At 73.3% G+C, this 16,464-nt stretch carries 16 protein-coding genes; 5 read left to right on the top strand and 11 right to left on the bottom strand.

Annotated elements, in window-relative coordinates; all coding sequences use genetic code 11:
- Positions 1–3: 3 nt before the first annotated feature.
- Together ADK64_RS12010 and ADK64_RS12005 are read right to left on the bottom strand one after the other, a co-directional pair.
- Entirely contained in the window at positions 4–1,107 is a 1,104-nt protein-coding gene (locus tag ADK64_RS12010) for a GNAT family N-acetyltransferase (RefSeq protein WP_234384543.1), read from the bottom strand.
- 27 nt (positions 1,108–1,134) lie between these two features.
- On the bottom strand, positions 1,135–1,779 hold the full coding sequence (locus ADK64_RS12005) for a hypothetical protein (protein ID WP_053657940.1): 645 nt from the start codon (positions 1,777–1,779) through the stop codon (positions 1,135–1,137).
- Between the two features lie 139 nt (positions 1,780–1,918).
- Here ADK64_RS12005 and ADK64_RS12000 point away from each other — a divergent pair, with 139 nt between their 5' ends.
- On the top strand, positions 1,919–2,620 hold the full coding sequence (locus ADK64_RS12000) for a copper homeostasis protein CutC (RefSeq protein ID WP_053657938.1): 702 nt from the start codon (positions 1,919–1,921) through the stop codon (positions 2,618–2,620).
- Positions 2,621–2,631: 11 nt separating this feature from the next.
- Here ADK64_RS12000 and ADK64_RS11995 read toward each other — a convergent pair whose 3' ends face one another.
- Positions 2,632–3,300 carry a hypothetical protein gene (locus ADK64_RS11995; RefSeq protein ID WP_053657937.1) on the bottom strand — a complete coding sequence of 223 codons (669 nt, stop codon included), beginning with the start codon at positions 3,298–3,300 and terminating at the stop codon, positions 2,632–2,634.
- 42 nt (positions 3,301–3,342) lie between these two features.
- Positions 3,343–5,409 carry a HelD family protein gene (locus ADK64_RS11990; RefSeq protein WP_053657935.1) on the bottom strand — a complete coding sequence of 689 codons (2,067 nt, stop codon included), beginning with the start codon at positions 5,407–5,409 and terminating at the stop codon, positions 3,343–3,345.
- A gap of 265 nt (positions 5,410–5,674) precedes the next feature.
- Between ADK64_RS11990 and ADK64_RS11985 the strand changes: the two genes are divergently transcribed.
- The gene (locus ADK64_RS11985) at positions 5,675–5,857 is read left to right on the top strand and encodes a hypothetical protein (protein ID WP_053657933.1); all 183 of its coding nucleotides are present in this window, start codon (positions 5,675–5,677) and stop codon (positions 5,855–5,857) included.
- A 58-nt stretch (positions 5,858–5,915) separates the two neighbouring features.
- Here the strand turns inward: ADK64_RS11985 and ADK64_RS11980 are convergent, their stop codons facing one another.
- Both ADK64_RS11980 and ADK64_RS11975 read right to left on the bottom strand, forming a co-directional pair.
- Complete coding sequence (locus ADK64_RS11980) at positions 5,916–7,565, bottom strand: DNA repair helicase XPB (RefSeq protein WP_053658241.1); 1,650 nt, start codon at positions 7,563–7,565, stop codon at positions 5,916–5,918.
- A 63-nt stretch (positions 7,566–7,628) separates the two neighbouring features.
- Positions 7,629–10,175: a helicase C-terminal domain-containing protein gene (locus ADK64_RS11975; RefSeq protein ID WP_053657930.1), complete on the bottom strand. Its 2,547-nt coding sequence runs from the start codon at positions 10,173–10,175 to the stop codon at positions 7,629–7,631.
- Positions 10,176–10,285: 110 nt separating this feature from the next.
- Between ADK64_RS11975 and ADK64_RS11970 the strand changes: the two genes are divergently transcribed.
- The gene (locus ADK64_RS11970; protein WP_053657928.1) at positions 10,286–11,314 is read left to right on the top strand and encodes a hypothetical protein; all 1,029 of its coding nucleotides are present in this window, start codon (positions 10,286–10,288) and stop codon (positions 11,312–11,314) included.
- A 64-nt stretch (positions 11,315–11,378) separates the two neighbouring features.
- A complete protein-coding gene (locus ADK64_RS11965; protein WP_420712957.1) occupies positions 11,379–12,002 on the top strand; it encodes an HAD family hydrolase in 624 nt (207 codons plus the stop codon).
- Here the strand turns inward: ADK64_RS11965 and ADK64_RS11960 are convergent.
- On the bottom strand, positions 11,972–12,229 hold the full coding sequence (locus tag ADK64_RS11960; RefSeq protein WP_053657925.1) for a hypothetical protein: 258 nt from the start codon (positions 12,227–12,229) through the stop codon (positions 11,972–11,974). The genes ADK64_RS11965 and ADK64_RS11960 overlap by 31 nt on opposite strands.
- A 175-nt stretch (positions 12,230–12,404) precedes the next feature.
- Here ADK64_RS11960 and ADK64_RS48630 point away from each other — a divergent pair, with 175 nt between their 5' ends.
- Complete coding sequence (locus tag ADK64_RS48630; protein WP_053657923.1) at positions 12,405–12,788, top strand: cold-shock protein; 384 nt, start codon at positions 12,405–12,407, stop codon at positions 12,786–12,788.
- A 7-nt stretch (positions 12,789–12,795) separates the two neighbouring features.
- On the opposite strand, the gene ADK64_RS11950 is transcribed toward ADK64_RS48630, so the two are convergent.
- The 4 genes from ADK64_RS11950 to ADK64_RS11935 all read right to left on the bottom strand — a co-directional run bounded on the left by ADK64_RS11950 (position 12,796) and on the right by ADK64_RS11935 (position 16,387).
- Positions 12,796–13,686: a 1,4-dihydroxy-6-naphthoate synthase gene (locus ADK64_RS11950; RefSeq protein WP_053657922.1), complete on the bottom strand. Its 891-nt coding sequence runs from the start codon at positions 13,684–13,686 to the stop codon at positions 12,796–12,798.
- Complete coding sequence (locus tag ADK64_RS11945) at positions 13,676–14,425, bottom strand: futalosine hydrolase (RefSeq protein ID WP_078992615.1); 750 nt, start codon at positions 14,423–14,425, stop codon at positions 13,676–13,678. Before ADK64_RS11945 ends, ADK64_RS11950 begins: the two co-directional genes overlap by 11 nt.
- Positions 14,395–14,874 (bottom strand): hypothetical protein, encoded by a 480-nt coding sequence (locus tag ADK64_RS11940; protein WP_053657918.1) that lies wholly within the window; start codon positions 14,872–14,874, stop codon positions 14,395–14,397. The genes ADK64_RS11945 and ADK64_RS11940 overlap by 31 nt, the downstream gene beginning before the upstream one ends.
- Before the next feature lie 118 nt (positions 14,875–14,992).
- Positions 14,993–16,387 carry an MFS transporter gene (locus ADK64_RS11935; RefSeq protein WP_199829577.1) on the bottom strand — a complete coding sequence of 465 codons (1,395 nt, stop codon included), beginning with the start codon at positions 16,385–16,387 and terminating at the stop codon, positions 14,993–14,995.
- Positions 16,388–16,464 lie beyond the last annotated feature (77 nt).

Raw genomic sequence — 16,464 nt, 5'->3', positions numbered from 1 at the left:
GGGTCAGGCGCGGCGGATGTGGAGCTGGAGTCCGTCGTCCATGCCGTGCTCCTCGCGGGCGAGCCGCTCCTCCTCCACGGTCGCCCGGGTGAACCCGGCCCGGGACACCACGCGCTGCGAGGGGGCGTTGGCCTGCTCGATGGTCGCGAAGACCATCTCGACGTCGTCCCGGGCCAGCGCCCACTCCGTCAGCGTGCGCAGCGCCTCGGTGGCGTATCCCTGGCCCCGGGCGCCCTCGGCGAGGTCGTAGCCGATCTCCACCCAGCCCTGTTCGTCCGGGGCGCCGTGGAAGCCGATGCCGCCGATCGCGCGGCCGTCCTCGTGCCGGACGAGGGCGAAGACCCCGAACTCGGGCCGGTGCACGCCCGCTTCGTACGCCTTCACGAGGTGGCCGGAGGCCTCCCGGGTGCCCTCGTACGGGCCGCCCTCAATCCAGTCCAGGCCGCCGTCGCCGCCGAGGCGCAGATCGCGGGCGACGGCCGGGCGCAGGCCCGTGAGCGTGATGCGGTCGGCGGTCAGGGTGAGGTTGTTGCGCCAGCGCCAGTCGGTGACCGGGGCACGGCCCTCCAGCTCGCCGCGGCCGGTGGCCCACAGCAGGGTCGGCCAGGGCGCGGGGCCGGGCTTGATGTGCGGGAAGATCCAGGTCAGGACGGACTCGGCGAGTTCCTCGGCGGGCGTGTAGGCGATGCCGAGGCCCTCGGCGATGTCATGGGTGTGCAGCAGCACCTCGGCGATGCCCATCGCGGCGAAGCCCTCGCGGTCGGCGCTGCGGAAGGGGTAGGGGTGGAAGGCGCGCACGCCGGGCGGGGCGGCGCGGACGGCCGTGGCGAGCAGCGTGCCGGTGGTCTCGATGACGTACAGCAGACCGGTGTTGTCGGTGCCCTCGTCGAGGGTGATGTCGAAGGGGACGTACGCGCCCTCGGCCCGGCCCGCCAACTGGCCCGCGTAGGCGATGAGATCGCTCGCGATGTGCTCGGCCGTCTTCCGGCAGCTCCACTCCAGCCGCGCGGCCCGCGTGCTCTCCCAGTCCCGGTCCGCCACCGGCCGCAGCGCCGCCAGGCATCCGGCGACGGCCGCGCTCACATCATCCCCGTCGATCATTCGCATGAGGCGCACTCTAGGGAAGGCGTCGGCTCAGGTCGACAGCAATTCCAGCTCTGCCGCCAGGTTGTAGCGGGCGGTGGCCTCCCAGTGCTCCTGGCCGTGGGGGGTGTGGAACAGCCTCGGCAGGTCGAGGAGTTGGCGCAGAACCGCCGAACGCCCGGTCCGGAAGGCGTCGTTCGGCACGAAGTGGTACTCCTCGCGCACCTCGGCGGCGTAGGCGGCGTACGCCGACGGGGGCGCCGCCAGGATCGCCAGGTCCGCGTCGCACAGCGCCTGGCCGTCGCGGTCGTCGCCGGCCGGGTCGTGCGTGACGGTGAGCCGGACCAGCCGGGCCACCTCGGCCGTCCGTACCGGTGAGACCCCGGCCTCGGCGAGCGCCCGCTCGGCCAGCCGTGCGGAGCGCTCCTCGTTCTCGGACCGTTCGGGCAGATAGACGGCGTCGTGGAACCAGGCGGCCAGGCGCACGACGTCCGGGTCGGCGGCGTGCTCCGCCAGTACCTCGACGTGGTCGAGCACCGCCGTGAGGTGGGCCAGCGTGTGGTACCGGCGTTGCGGCTCCTGCCAGCGGGCGAGCAGGTCATCGGCGTACGGCGCGGGGTCGGGGCCGCCGCCGGGGGCGCGGGCGGCTTCCAGCGCGCGGGCGAAGCGGAGGCGCAGGGCGTCGAGGTCGGCCATGCGCTCATTGTGGCCGGTGTGCGTCCTTGGGCTACTTGGCGGCTCCGGGTGAAGGGTGCCGGGGGACAGGCGTAGTCTGGTGAATTGGACTAGACCTGTAGGGCTATGCAGAGCCGTAGCGGCCGATGAATGGGGTGCCATGAGCAAGCGTGCAGTCCTGGAGGTGATCGCGCTCGACGTCGAGGACGCGGTCGCCGCCCAGGCGGGAGGCGCGGATCGCCTGGAACTGGTCACCGAGATGGCGGCCGACGGGCTCACCCCCGCGCCCGCCACCGTCGCCGCCGTCCGGGCCGCCGTCGACATCGACCTGCGCGTGATGCTGCGGCCGGCGGACGGTTTCGCGGCCGGGGGCCCCGAGGACGTCGAGCGTCTGGTCCGGGTGGCGCGCGAGCTGCGGGACGCGGGCGCCGACCAGTTCGTGCTCGGGTTCCTCGCCCCGGACGGCGCGGTGGACCTGGCCGCGGTGGAGTCGGTCGTCGGCGCGCTGGACGGCTGCGCGTGGACCTTCCACCGGGCGATCGACCGCGCCGCCGACCGCGACGCCCTGCGCAAGCAGCTCGCCGACCTGCCCGGACTGGACACCTATCTGACGGCGGGCGCCGCCGCGGGCGTCGACGAGGGCCTGCCGACACTGGTCGCGGAGGCGGGCCGCCGGGGTGAGCCCGGGTACGACCAGACGGTCCTCGTCGGCGGCGGGCTGCGGCTGAAGCACGTACGCCCGCTGCGGAACGCCGGGATCGACGCCTTCCACATCGGTGGCGCGGCCCGGCCCTCCGGGTGGGAGGGACCGGTCTCCGAGGCCGCTGTCCTGGAGTGGCGCAGGGCGCTGGACGGGGAGTAGGACGAGCCCCGTCAGGCGGTCGCGAGAGCGAACAGGACGAAGAGGAACACCAGGCAGAAGCCGGTGAGCGGGATCAGACCGAGCATTCCGGCCGGACGCCGCAGCACCGGCTGGCCCGGGTCCAGGCCGGGGCCGTAGGCGGCCGTCGGCGCGGGCAGCTTCCGGATCCTGGACAGGGTGAAGAGGTTGATCAGCAGCGTGATGGGCGTGATGATCATCGACATCGGACCCCACCAGCCCTTCACCATCGTGTCGGACTGCATCTTCCGGAACACGGACAGCGCGCAGGGATGGCAGAAGGTGCCCTTCCGCCACAGGTTCCGCATCACGATCAGCATGCCCTGGTGGCCGCGGACCGTCACCCGTGCGGCGGGCGCGGCCCCGCACACCTCGCACCCGGGTCCGCCGGGTGCGGGTGCGGCGGCGGACGGGTAGGCGGCGGGCGCCTGCGGGTACGGAGCCGGGGCCTGGCCGTAGCCGGCGGCCACCTGCTGGGGCGGGTACGGTGCGGGCGCCTGCTGGTACGGCCCGGGCGCGGGCTGCTGGTACGCCCCGGGCGCCTGCGCGTAAGGGCCCGGCTGCTGGTACGGCCCTGGAGCCTGCTGGTACGGACCCGGCTGCTGCGGGTACGGCCCGGGCGCCTGCTGGTAGCCGGGGTGCGGGGACGGCGGTGTGCTCAACGGAGGCCTTTCCATGGGGACGTGGCGGAACGGATCAGCACCCTACTCACCGTTCCTCTCGACGAGTTGCGCAGGCACCGGTGCCGTGTGCGTCACGACCAGGCCCGAGACCGCTCGCGTGAGCGCCACGTACAGGCGCCGCAGGCCCGTCCGTTCGTCCGGTTCGCCGTCCACCACCGCCTGCGGCTCGTCCAGGGCCACGTAGTCGTACTCCAGGCCCTTGGCGAGGGACGCCGGGACCAGGGTGAGGCGGGTCTCACGGGTGGTCTCCTCGCCGGGGGCGAGGTAGGCGATCCCGGCGGCCGTCAGGGCCTCGGCCAGCGCCGGGACGCGGGCGTCGGCGGCGATCAGACCCGTCGAGCCCTCGTTGCGGAGCAACTCCTCGCAGGCGGCGACGACTTCGGCGGTGTCCGTCACCGTGCGGACCTCGAAGAAGCCGGGGTTCTCACGGACCGAGGCGACCGGGGTGAGGCCCGGCGCGATGTGCGGCAGGAGCCGGGAGGCGTACGTGATGACGTCCGTCGGCACGCGGAAACCGGCCGTCAGCTCCTCGATCACACCGTCGCGCTTGCCGAGGTGGGCCAGCGCCTCGTCCCAGCTCCGGGTCGCCCACGGGGTCGTGCCCTGGGCCAGGTCGCCGAGGACGGTCGCGCTGCCGGTGGTGCAGCGGCGGCCGACCGACCGGTACTGCATGGGGGACAGGTCCTGCGCCTCGTCCAGGACGACATGGCCGAGCGAGTGGGTGCGCTGGATCAGATCGCTCGCCTCGTCGATCAGCACCGCGTCCGCCGCCGACCACTTCGCCGACTTCACGCTGCGCACCGGCCTGGCCCACAGGACCGTCTTCTGCTCGTCCTCGTCGAGGACGCCCGCGGCGTGCTCGGCGAGGAAGTCCGCGTCGGTCAGCAGACGCAGCACGAGCTTGGCCGGGTCCACGGCCGGCCAGACCGCCTTCACGGCCGCCTTGACCGCGCTGTTGCGGGCCACCGCGTCCTGCACCCGGTCGTCCGGCGCCTCCCCGGACCGCTCCATCTGCACCAGCACCGCGTGCGCGATCCGCTGCGGCAGGGCCTCGCGGGCGGCGCCGTAGCGGATGTCGCGCTCCAGCAACTCCCGCACGAGGTCCTCGAGTTCGTACGCCGGCACCCGCCAGCGCCGGGAGCCGCGCACGACGACGACCGGCTCGGTGGGCAGGGTCACATGGGAGTACAGGGCGCGTCTGAGGACCCCGGCCATGCGGGCGTCGCCCTTGATCACGGCCGCGGCCGCGTCGTCCGTGCCGCGCACCTCCACATGCGCCACCAGGTCGTCCACGGTGGCCTGCTGCACGGCCAACTCGCCGAGCGCCGGCAGGACCTGCTCGATGTAGTGCAGGAAGGAGCGGTTCGGCCCGATGACGAGGGTGCCGGTGCGGGCCAGCCGCTCGCGGTGGGCGTAGAGGAGGTAGGCGACCCGGTGCAGACCCACGGCGGTCTTCCCGGTGCCGGGCCCTCCCTGCACGCAGACGGTCCCGCTCAGCCCGCTGCGGACGATCTCGTCCTGCTCGGGCTGGATGGTGGCGACGATGTCCCGCATGGGGCCGACGCGCGGCCGCTCGATCTCCCGCTGGAGCAGCTTGCTGGCCTTCGCGCTCTCCTCCGGGTCGGAGAGGTGCTCGTCCTCGTAGGCCGTGAGGTCGCCGCCCGTGTAGCCGAAGCGGCGGCGCAGCGCGACGTCCATCGCGTCCTTCTTCGACGCGCGGTAGAACGGCTGCGAGACCGGGGCACGCCAGTCGATGACCATGGGGTCGCCGCCGGCGTCGTGCACATGCCGCCGCCCGATGTAGAACTGCTCGCCCTCGGCCCCCTCGGCCTGCTCCGCCCCCGGAGCGTGCAGATAGTCGAGGCGGCCGAAGAACAGCGGGGTGTCGCTGAGGTCGGCCAGCGCCTTGATCCGCTCGTCGATCTGGCGGGTCAGCACCTGGGCGTTCACCCAGTTCGCGGCGACGTCCTTGATGTCCAGCGACTCCACGTCCTCGCGCATGGCGCGCAGCGCGGCGCGGGAGGAGGAGAGATGGGCCCGCTCGCGCGCGAGCGGGTCGTCCAGCGGTTCTCGGGCGGGCGTGGACAAGGGGGTGCCTCCGGATCTGGAACTGCTCTGGCCTGCGTGATCGGGGCCGTCCGGTTTCCGTCCGGACGGCAGCACTCCGTGGGCGGAGGCGGGCAAGAGCGAGGATTTTAGTCAGGGCGCGGAGCGGGCGCCAATGAATATCCCCTAGGGGACGCGGACACCCTGAACTAGGGGCCGGGGTCCACCCGGGGGCCTAGTCCGGGGCGCCCGGGATTGGCTCTGCAGACCGATGCGGGTGCGGTGCCCGGAGAGCGACCATGGAGACATGAGCGCAGCAACCATCTCTCCGGGCCCCGCACGGCCCCCGTCCGGTGCCACGGCGACGGACGGCCCCCACCACCACCCCCTCGGCAACGCCCTGCGTGCGATCAAGGTCTTCGCGGAAGCGGCGTTCGGCGTCGTGATCCTCGGTGAGTACGGCGAGGAAGCGGGCATACGCCGCAAGTGACGGCCCGGCGCGCCCTCTGGGCCCGCCGCACGCCCCGCCGGACCCGGCGCCGGCCGGCTCAGCCCGTGCCCTCCGCCAGGATCTCGTCCGCGTCCACGATGCGGTACGCATAGCCCTGTTCGGCCAGGAAGCGCTGGCGGTGGGCGGCGAAGTCCTGGTCGAGCGTGTCGCGGGCGACGACCGAGTAGAAGTGCGCCTGGTGGCCGTCGGCCTTGGGACGGAGTACCCGGCCGAGGCGCTGGGCCTCCTCCTGACGGGAGCCGAAGGTGCCCGACACCTGGACGGCGACCGTCGCCTCGGGCAGGTCGATGGAGAAGTTCGCGACCTTCGACACGACCAGCACGCTGATCTCGCCCTCGCGGAAGGCGTCGAAGAGCTTCTCGCGCTGGGCGTTGGACGTCTCGCCCTTGATCACGGGCGCGTTCAAGTGCTCGCCCAGCTCGTCGAGTTGGTCGATGTACTGACCGATGACAAGGATCTGCTGGCCGGCGAAGCGGCGGACGATCGCCTCCGTGACCTTCCGCTTGGTCGCGGTCGTGGCACAGAAGCGGTACTTCTCCTCCTGCTCGGCGGTGGCGTACGCCAGCCGCTCGGAGTCGGTCAGGTTCACCCGCACCTCGACACAGTCGGCGGGCGCGATGTACCCCTGCGCCTCGATCTCCTTCCAGGGCGCGTCGAACCGCTTGGGCCCGATCAGGGAGAACACGTCGGACTCGCGGCCGTCCTCGCGGACCAGGGTGGCCGTCAGACCGAGGCGGCGGCGGGCCTGGAGATCGGCGGTGAACTTGAAGACAGGAGCCGGCAGCAGATGCACCTCGTCGTAGACGATCAGGCCCCAGTCCCGGGAGTCGAAGAGTTCGAGATGGGGGTAGACGCCCTTCCGCTTCGTGGTCAGCACCTGGTAGGTGGCGATGGTGACCGGGCGGATCTCCTTCTTCGTCCCGCTGTACTCGCCGATCTCGTCCTCGGTCAGCGTCGTCCGCTTCACCAGCTCGTGCTTCCACTGCCGGGCGGAGACGGTGTTCGTGACGAGGATGAGCGTGGTGGACTTCGCCTGCGCCATCGAACCGGCGCCGACCAGCGTCTTTCCGGCACCACAGGGGAGGACGACGACACCGCTCCCGCCGTGCCAGAAGTTCTCCACGGCCTGCTTCTGGTACGGCCGCAGCGCCCAGCCGTCCTCCAGCAGCTCGATCGGGTGCGCCTCACCGTCGACGTACCCGGCGAGGTCCTCGGCCGGCCAGCCCAGCTTCAGCAGCACCTGCTTGATCTGCCCCCGCTCGGAGGGGTGCACCACGACCGAGTCCGGGTCGATCCGCGCCCCGACCAGCGGCGCGATCCGCTTGGACCGCAGCACCTCCTCCAGCACCGGCCGGTCGGTGCTGGTGAGCACGAGTCCGTGCGCCGGATGCTTGCTCAGGGTGAGCCGCCCGTAGCGGTCCATCGTCTCGGCGATGTCCACGAGCAGCGCGTGCGGCACGGGATACCGGCTGTACTCCACCAGCGCGTCCACGACCTGCTCGGCATCGTGTCCGGCCGCGCGCGCGTTCCACAGCCCGAGCGGTGTGACCCGGTAGGTGTGGATGTGCTCCGGCGCCCGCTCCAACTCGGCGAACGGCGCGATGGCCCGTCGGCAGTCGTCGGCCCGCTCGTGGTCGACTTCCAGGAGCAGGGTCTTGTCGGACTGGACGATCAGCGGTCCGTTCACGAGCGGCACACCCTTTCCATGACGGCCAAACCTCCAGTGTGCCGCATCCGCCGCCCGACCGGGTCAGTCCTCCGCCAGCTCCGCCACTCCCGTGATCCGGTGCAGCGGATACGTCCGTACCTCGTCCGCCGTGTGGTCGTACGCCGTGACGAAGCCGCCCTCGACACGGACCGGGGCGATGACGCGCTGGCTGGCGGCGCCCTCGGCGTTGACGTAGCCGATCCAGAGGGAGCCGCCGGTCAGGACGGCGGCCTGCACCGTGGCCAGGGTCTCGGCGGAGGACGTGCGGGGCAGCGCGCCGACCGCCGACAAGGCCCCGGACCCGGTGGTCTTGCGCGGGGTGGTCGCGGCCAGGTCGCCCGCCCGGATCGCGCGGATCGCGGCCGTGAGCAGCGTGGCGTCGGGCGGCGGAGGGCCGTCCGGCACGGGCTCGGGGGCGGTGCGCGGCGGGGTGCGGTGGGCGTGCGCGCGGGCGATCAGGACGTCACCCTCGGCGGACTCGGCGGCGGGCGCGTAGCCCATCGCCCGCAGGCCCTCCAGCAGAGCCGCCGGGTCCGACTGGGCGGCCAGCACGGTCGGCGCGAGGCGGCGCAGGCGCAGGACGGCGGCGCGCTTGTCGGCCAGGATCTCGTTCAGCAGGGTGTCGTCGTCGCAGCGCACATACGCCGAGGCCGCGCCCACCCGCAGATGACCGTGCTTGCGGGCCACGTCGTCGATCAGATACGCCAGCGGCTGCGGGACCGGGGTCCGGGAGTGCTCGGTGAGGAAGGCGTGCAGATCGGCGGCCGTGCGGCCGGCGTCCAGCGCGCGGCGGACCGAGCCCGGAGTGAAGCGGTACACGGTCGCGCCGCCCTTGGACTCGACGTCCGCGAGCACGCCCAGCGTCTCGGCGAGCGGCCGCTGGAGCGGGCCGGGCGCCACCGCCGTCAGGTCGGCCTGGAGCAGCACGTGGTCCAGGGGCTCGGGCAGCAGCGGGGCGAGGATCCGGGCGGCGGCCGCCGTCGCCACCGCCTGCTCGGCGGGGGAGAGGGCCGCGAGGGCGGGTGCGGCCGGCTGGTGGTGATGGACCGGCAGCTTGGCACCCGGGCCCGCCCCGTCGTCCACCGGACGGGTGGTGGCAGCCGCCGGCGCCCCGAGCAGCGCGCGCCCCTGGGCCGAGAGCACGCCCCGCCCGGTGATCCCCAGCAGTTCCGCCTCCGACAGGGTCCAGCGGGCCAGCCGGGAGCGCAGGTCCTCCTCGCCGTCCCGCTGAGGACCGCGCAGGGGCCGTTCCCAGCGCAGCCGGGCCAGGACCGACTCGGGGTCGGGCGCCGTGCCCGCGGGCAGCCAGGACAGCAGGGTCAGCACCCGGTGCCGTACCTCGGACGCGGCCGAGCGGTCCAGGCCCGGGCCGAGCGCGGAGAGCGTACGGTCCTTCGCGTCCCGCCCGCCGACCAGCCCCGGTGTCCGGGTGCCCGCCAGCCAGACCTCGGCGAGCCGGCTCCAGCGCTCGGCGGCGGGCCGCTCCAGCCACTCGTCGTAGCCGGGCGTGGCCGCGTACCGCTCGTCGGCCTCGCCGTCGGAGGCGATCAGACCGGCCGCGTACGCCAGCTCCACCCAGAACGCGGCGACCGGCTCGGACACGTCCAGGGCGACGGCGGTCCGCTTCAGGTCCCGCACGCTCAGCCCGCCGGCCCGCAGCACCGCCGGGCCGCCCTCGTCCCAGTCCTTCAGCAGTTCCTCTACGGTGGCGAGCGCGGTGTACGCCTGCCCGGCGGCCGTCGCGTCCACCACCTGCGGACCGTGCGTCGTGGCCGGCGCCACGGCCGGCGGCAGCGGCTCGGGCGCGCGATGGGCGCGGCCCTCGCGCAGCCGCAGGGCCACCTCGCGGGGCAGGACGACCGTGCCCGGTGCGGTCGGCAGCAGCAGGCCCCGGTCGAGCAGCCAGCGCAGATGCGCGGCCGGGTCCGGGGTGACCTGTCCGTACGGCGGCCCCCACACCAGCCGGTTCAGCACCTCGAGGGCGCCCTCCGGGGCCCCGGCGAGCAGCCTGGCCATCTTCTTCCGGCCGGTGAACAGCGCGGTGAGCGCGGCCACGGCGGACACCGCGTCGTGCGTCGTCGGCAGCCCGGCCGTCGTCACGATCTCCTGGATCCGGCCCGGCGACATGCCCGAGGTCGCCTCCTGCACGGTGGGCCCGAGCCCGGTCGGCGAGGGGTGCTGCGGGGTGGGCGCGAGGAGTTCGCGGGCGGTGCGCACCAGACGCAGCCGCTGGTCGTCGCCCCACACCAGCGCCTGTTCGCGCAGGGTCGCGAGGGCACGCGGCAGCGCGGCGGTGACGGCCTCGTCCTGCGCGTCGCCCGCCATCAGCCCGAGCAGCGTGTCGTACGGCGCCGGGTCCGGGGCCACGGCCAGCGCTTCCGCGGTCTGGAGGGCGAACCGGTCCAGCCGCTCCAGCGCGCGCAGCACCGAGGCGCGGGTCCCGGCCCGGGTGGCCAGCTGGGTGAGGTCGGTCGGGACGGGCGTGATGAGGTCGGGCCGGCTGCGCAGGAGCGCGGACAGGGAGGCGTCGTCCCTGGCGCGCAGCGCTTCCGCGAGGGAACGGGGAGCTGGTTGGGCCGCTTGGCTCATCTGACCCACGTTAGCGGTTGCGTACGTTCCAGCCGAGTGAGCCGGGGGAGGGCGGGCAAGCGGTACCGTCCTCACGGGGTTTCATCGCCGTCGCCCCGGAGGGGTTTCCGTTGGGGATCGAGAGCGACCAGGTCGTCTACGAGTACCTGAGCCGTGTCGGGGACATCGCTCAGCAGCGGCAGCTGCCGTCGGCCGCGCGGATGCGGCTCGTGTCGGAGCTGCGTAACGAGATCGACCGGCACCGGGCCAGGACGACGGTGGACAGTCCCGCCGCCGTCCGCCGCATCCTGGAGCGGATCGGCACCCCGGACGAGGTGGTCCAGGCCGCGGGCGGCACCTCCGGCACTGGCCGCGCCCCCCAGCCGCCCACCACCGCCGGGCCCGCACAGCCGGCGTCGCGCGAGCGGAAGCCGAGGCCGGCGGAGAGCGGTGATCGTCCGAAGGGCCTGCGCAGGGTCGTACCGCGCCCGCGCCCCGCCGAGCCCGGGCAGCCTGCCGCCCCGCGCGACGTACCGTCCCCGCCGCACCTCGCGGCCGCGCACGAACTCGGGGACAGCGCGACCCGGCCCGACTGGTGGCGGGTCGGCGGCACCCCCTTCGGCGGCACCGAGAGCGACGCGGTGCCGGGTTTCGTCGGCGGTGTGGAGATCCCGGAACTGCTGCGGCGACCGCCCAGGGAGACCGAGAAGGAGACGCGGGAGGCGGCGCGGGCAGAGGCGGCGGACGTGCCCAAGGAGGCGGAGGAGGCACCGGAGGCCGCCGCCGCCCCGCGCCGTCGTCTGCTCGCCCTGCGCCCCGCCGTCGGCTGGACCAACCCCCTCCTGCTGCTGGCCGCCGCCGCACTGATCGCCGGCGCGGTGCTCGGGAACTGGTTCGCGCTGCTCCTCGGCTGGGTGATCGCCTACGGCTCCCGGCGGCTGACGGCGGCGGAGACCAGGACGGCCGTGATGATCCTGCCCGGCACGGCGGTCGCGGCCGGGCTGGTGTGGCTGTGGGGACGCAACGACGGGCGCTGGGGGGAGCCGATCGCCCAGGGCCACATGAACGACGCGGTCGCCGGGACGTGGCCGTGGGTGGTCCGGGGGGCGGCGGTGACGTCGGCGCTCTATCTGGTGTGGCGGTCGCAGCGGAGGAAGTGAGCGGGGCAGGGGGCGCCAACCCGTCCCCCACCCCCCGCCGGAGGCAACCGGCACAATGTCGGACATGACTCTCACCGTCGGCTTCGACCTCGACATGACCCTCATCGACTCCCGGCCGGGCATCCGTGCGTGCTACCTGGCGCTGGCGGAGCGGACCGGGACGTACATCGACGCCGATCTGGCGGTGACCCGGCTCGGGCCGCCGCTCGCCGAGGAGCTGATCAACTGGTTCCCGGCCGAGCAGGTGCCGGCGACGGCCGACCTGTACCGGGAGATGTACCCGTCCATAGCCATCGCCGCGACCCCCGCCATGGCCGGCGCCCAGGAGGCGATCGAGGCGGTGCGGGCCGCCGGCGGGCGGACCATGGTCGTCACGGCGAAGTACGAGCCGAACGCCAAGCTGCACCTGGCGCACCTCGGCATCGAGCCCGACGTGGTCGTGGGCGACCTGTGGGCCGAGCAGAAGGCGCAGGCGCTGCGCGAGTACGGCGCCGCCGTGTACGTCGGTGACCACCTCGGGGACGTCCGCGGGGCCCGGACGGCGGACGCGCTGTCCGTCGCCGTCGCCACCGGCCCCTGCTCGGCCGACGAACTGCGCGCCGCCGGAGCGGACGTCGTACTGGACGACCTGTCCGCGTTCCCGGGCTGGCTGGACGGCTATCGCTCGGCGGCGGCCGCCCGCGCCTGACGCCGGCCGGCCGTCACCGACCGCAGCACACCGGCGCCCGCGAGCAGGAAACCGACGCCCATGAGCATGCTCAGCAGATACATGTACGTCGGAAACGGTGTGGCGCCGAGGAACAGCGGGGTCACCGTGACGAGGGTGGCCAGGGCCCCGATGAAGAAGACGACGACACCGGCGCGGATCAGTCGGTCACCGGGCCCGGCGGAATTCGTTTGGGTTTTGTCACGCACCGGACCAGGGTAGTTCCCAGCCACGGTGAACAACCGGGGGACGTCTTGTCACCCGCTCGAAGACCATTAGCCTTGGTAGCGCTAGGTAGCAGCGGGTCACGGTCGACCCGCTCCACTGCTATCAAGAGCCGTTTCCGAAGTAGTTCCACGACGAGATACGAGGACGAGGACAGACGTGCCTACCGGCAAGGTCAAGTGGTTCAACAGCGAGAAGGGCTTCGGCTTTCTCTCCCGCGACGACGGCGGTGACGTCTTCGTCCATTCCTCGGTTCTCCCCGCCGGAGTCGAAGCGCTCAAGCCGGGACAGCGCGTGGAGTTCGGCGTCGTCGCCGGTCAGCGCGGTGACCAGGCTCTTTCGGTGACCGTGCTCGATCCGACGCCGTCGGTCGCCGCCGCCCAGCGCAAGAAGCCGGACGAGCTGGCCTCGATCGTGCAGGACCTGACGACCCTTCTCGAGAACATCACCCCGATGCTCGAGAAGGGCCGCTACCCGGAGAAGACCTCGGGCAAGAAGATCGCCGGCCTGCTCCGCGCGGTCGCCGACCAGCTGGACGTCTAGACGCGCGTCAGGGAAAGACGAGCGCATCGCGGCCGAGGGGCGGGACGAGCCCCTCGGCCGCCGCGCGCGTGAGCAGCCCGCGGATCGCCGCGTAGCCGTCCTCGCCGAGGTCGGCGGTGAACTCGTTGACGTACAGCCCGATGTGCTGGTCCGCGACGGCCGGGTCCATCTCCTGGGCGTGCGCCATGACGTACGGCCGGGACACCTCGGGCTCGTCCCAGGCGGCCCGTACGGAGGCGCGGACGGCGTCCGCGAGTCCCGTCAGCGCCGGCGCCCCCAGCGAGCGCTTGGCGATGATCGCGCCCAGCGGGATCGGCAGCCCGGTGGTGTGCTCCCAGTGCTCGCCCATGTCGGCGAGCTTGTGCAGCCCGTAGTTCTGGTACGTGAAGCGCGCCTCGTGGATGACCAGTCCGGCGTCCACCTTGCCGTCCCGCACGGCCGGCATGATCTCGTGGAACGGCATGACGACGATCTCGCCGACACCGCCGTCGGACAGCGTGTCCGCGGCCCACAGCCGGAACAGCAGATAGGCGGTCGACTTCTCGCTGGGCACGGCGACCGTACGGCCCGCCAGTCCCCCACTGCCGAAAGCGTGGGAGGTGCCCCCAGCGCCGGGCTCCCGCGTGAGCACCAGCGGTCCGCACCCCCGCCCCAGCGCGCCGCCGCACGGCAGCAGGGCGTACTCGTCGAGGACGTACGGCAGGACGGCGTACGACACCTTCAGCACGTCGAACTCACCGCGCTCGGCCATGCCGTTGGTGATGTCGATGTCGGCGAACGTCACGTCCAGCGCGGGGGCGCCGGGGACGCGGCCGTGGGCGAGGGCGTCGAAGACGAAGGTGTCGTTCGGACAGGGGGAGTACGCGATCTTCAGCGCGTGCTGCTGCTCACTGCTCATGTGTCTGCCAACTCTCCAGTACGGGGGCGAGCTTCCCGAACGCCTCGGTGAGGGCGGTGAGGGCGTCGCCGATGCGCCACGCGGCGCGGTCGCGCGGGCCGACCGGGTTGGAGATCGCGCGGATCTCCAGTACGGCCGTCCCGTGCGCGTAGGCCGCCTCCGCCACCCCGAAGCCCTCCATGCCCTCGGCGAGCGCGCCGGGGTGCCGGGTGCGCAGCTCGGTGGCGCGGGCGGCGGTGCCGGTGACCGTGGAGACGGTGAGGATCGTGCCGGTGCGGGCGCCGGTGGCCTCGGTGGCGACCCGCACGAGTGATTCCGGCGTGCGGTGGGTGACGGTTCCGAAGCCGAGTTCGGTGACCGGGAGGAAGCCGTCCGCGGTCTCGGCACCGAGGTCGGCGACGGTGATCCGGTCGGCGACGACGAGCGAGCCGACGGGTGCCCCGGGCTGGAAGCCGCCGCCGATCCCGGCCGAGACGACCAGGTCGTACGGGGTCCCGGCGAGGGCGGCGGCGGTCAGCGCGGACGCGACACAGGCGCCGGCGCGGGCCGGGCCGACCCCGGCGGCGAGCAGGTCCCAGGCGTCGGCCGTACGCGTCAGAGCCGCGCCGGGCAGGCCGACGTGCTCCACCGGCGGGGCGAACGCCCGCGCCACCGCGTCCCGTTCGGCGGGAACCGCGGTGGCTACGAGGACGCGTGCGTAAGACGTGGTCAGGAGGCCTTCTTCAGCTTGAAGGACCACAGGCCCTTGCCCGGGCTGCTGCTGCCCGTCTGGATGGAGACCGTGTTGGTGTCGCCCTGGGTGCCGTACTGGGCGTTGAAGAACGCGCTGCCCGGGATGGTGCGGTACGTCTTCTTGCTGGAGTCGGTGAACTGGCGGCCGTTCACCAGGATGACCCAGCCGGCGTCCGCGATCTTCGGGTCGACGCCGAAGCGGACGGTGTCGTCCGTGTCCACGGTGATCGACTTGACGTCGTTCACCTTCTTGGCGCACTTCGTCAGCGACTTGGCGTCCAGCGTGTTGCCGTCGTTGTAGCAGAGAGCCTCGGAGTTGACCGAGCTCCGCCCGACAGTGATCGTTGCGACGGGCGTCGGCTTGTCACAGGCCGACAGCAGAAGCAGTCCGGCGGAAACGGCGCCGGCGGCGGCGACGGCGCGGCGGCGTCGCACAGCGGATTGCAGCGTGGTCATGGCCGAAGGCTATCGGGCGCCCGGAGCCGTCCGGCCACGTGGGGTGCGGCGTGCCCGGTTCGTTACGCCAGGTGCGCCCGCGAGCGGCGGACCGTGTCCCATTCGTTACGCCACCTCGTCACGCCACGCGGGTCCGGGGCCGGCCGCCGTGCCGGGCCGTGGCGAGCAGCCCCTTCAGGGTGGTGAGCCAGCCGACGGCGACGAACGCGGCGCCGACGAGGAGCCCGACCGTGCCGTTGAGCGGCATCACGATGCCGACCGCTCCGCCGAACACCCAGGCCATCTGGAGCAGGGTCTCCGAGCGGGCGAACGCCGAGGTGCGCACCTGTTCCGGCACGTCCCGCTGGATCAGCGCGTCCAGGGCCAGCTTGGCCAGCGCCTGGGCGAATCCGGCGACCGCGGCGAGGCAGGCCACCAGGAACGCGCCGAAGAGGACGGCGGCGACGACCGCCGTACCGAGCACCACGGCGACGACGGTCACGATGATGATCTCCGGGGCGCGCGATCTCAGCCAGGACCCCACGGCCGTACCGAGGGCGTTGCCCGCGCCGGCGGCGACCCCGACTATCCCCAGCGAGACCGCCGCGCTCTCCCCGGTCAGCGGGTGCTCGCGGAGCAGGAAGGCGAGGAAGAAGATCAGGAAGCCGGACAGACAGCGCAGGGCGGCGTTGGCACCGAGCGCGTACGTGACGGCGGGCCCCACGCTCCGCAGCCCCGGCCGCCTGGCCTGCTCCTTCGGGCCCGGGCCGCCGTCCCTGGCCGCGAGCAGCGCCACGGCCTCGCCCTTGGCCGAGTCGACCTTGGGCGGCAGGGTGAACGACAGGAACGTTCCCGCGACGAAGATCACGAAGGCGCCGTAGAGCGGCCAGGGGTCACCGACCTTGTGCAGCCCGGCCGCGAGCGGCGCGGCGGCGCCGGTGGCCAGCAGGCCGGCCAGGGTGACCCGCGAGTTGGCCTTCACGAGCGAGAACCCGGGCGGCAGCAGCCGGGGCACGACGGCACTGCGGACCACCCCGTACGCCTTGGAGGCGACCAGCACGCCCAGCGCGGCGGGGTACAGCTCCAGGCTGCCGCTCGCCACGGCGCCCGAGATGATCAGCGCGAGCAGGGCACGGGCCAGCATGGCCGCGGCCATCGCGGCGCGCCGCCCGTGCGGCAGCCGGTCGAGAAGGGGCCCAATGACCGGGGCGAGAACCGTGAAGGGCGCCATCGTGATGGCGAGGTACAGCGCGACGCGCCCGCGCGCCTCGTCGGTGGGCACGGAGAAGAACACGGTGGAGGCGAGCGCCACGGTGACCATGACGTCGCCGGCGCCGTTCACGGCGTGCAGCTCGATCAGTTTGCCCAGTCCCGACTCGCCCGCGCCATGGGCGTGCGTGGCCTTCCGGATGCCGCGCGCGGCCCCGGTCACGGGAAAGTGCAGGGCACGCCCGACGGAACGGACGGCGCCGCCCACACGACCCGCACCGCCGCCACGACCACTCGCCTTGTCCGCGGCTGCCACGCCGTTCATAGTGCCCTGAGAAGCCGGTCGATACTGCGAAATCCGCCCCGCAAGCCACGGAACACCCCGGCCCCGGTCGAGGGGTA

The organism is Streptomyces sp. MMG1121 (genome assembly GCF_001280015.1).
In the GTDB taxonomy this organism is placed as follows: domain Bacteria; phylum Actinomycetota; class Actinomycetes; order Streptomycetales; family Streptomycetaceae; genus Streptomyces.
Note: the sequence above shows the minus strand (reverse complement) of the source record. Positions and strands in the feature narration are given on the sequence as shown.

Coding starts and splice junctions, on each gene's coding strand:
- ADK64_RS11985 (WP_053657933.1), top strand. CDS start 5,675: ATGAGCGCAGCAACCATCTCTCCGGGCCCCGCACGGCCCCCGTCCGGT.
- ADK64_RS12000 (WP_053657938.1), top strand. CDS start 1,919: ATGAGCAAGCGTGCAGTCCTGGAGGTGATCGCGCTCGACGTCGAGGAC.
- ADK64_RS11975 (WP_053657930.1), bottom strand. CDS start 10,175: ATGAGCCAAGCGGCCCAACCAGCTCCCCGTTCCCTCGCGGAAGCGCTG.
- ADK64_RS11940 (WP_053657918.1), bottom strand. CDS start 14,874: ATGACCACGCTGCAATCCGCTGTGCGACGCCGCCGCGCCGTCGCCGCC.
- ADK64_RS12010 (WP_234384543.1), bottom strand. CDS start 1,107: ATGCGAATGATCGACGGGGATGATGTGAGCGCGGCCGTCGCCGGATGC.
- ADK64_RS12005 (WP_053657940.1), bottom strand. CDS start 1,779: ATGGCCGACCTCGACGCCCTGCGCCTCCGCTTCGCCCGCGCGCTGGAA.
- ADK64_RS11950 (WP_053657922.1), bottom strand. CDS start 13,686: ATGAGCAGTGAGCAGCAGCACGCGCTGAAGATCGCGTACTCCCCCTGT.
- ADK64_RS11935 (WP_199829577.1), bottom strand. CDS start 16,387: ATGAACGGCGTGGCAGCCGCGGACAAGGCGAGTGGTCGTGGCGGCGGT.
- ADK64_RS11965 (WP_420712957.1), top strand. CDS start 11,379: ATGACTCTCACCGTCGGCTTCGACCTCGACATGACCCTCATCGACTCC.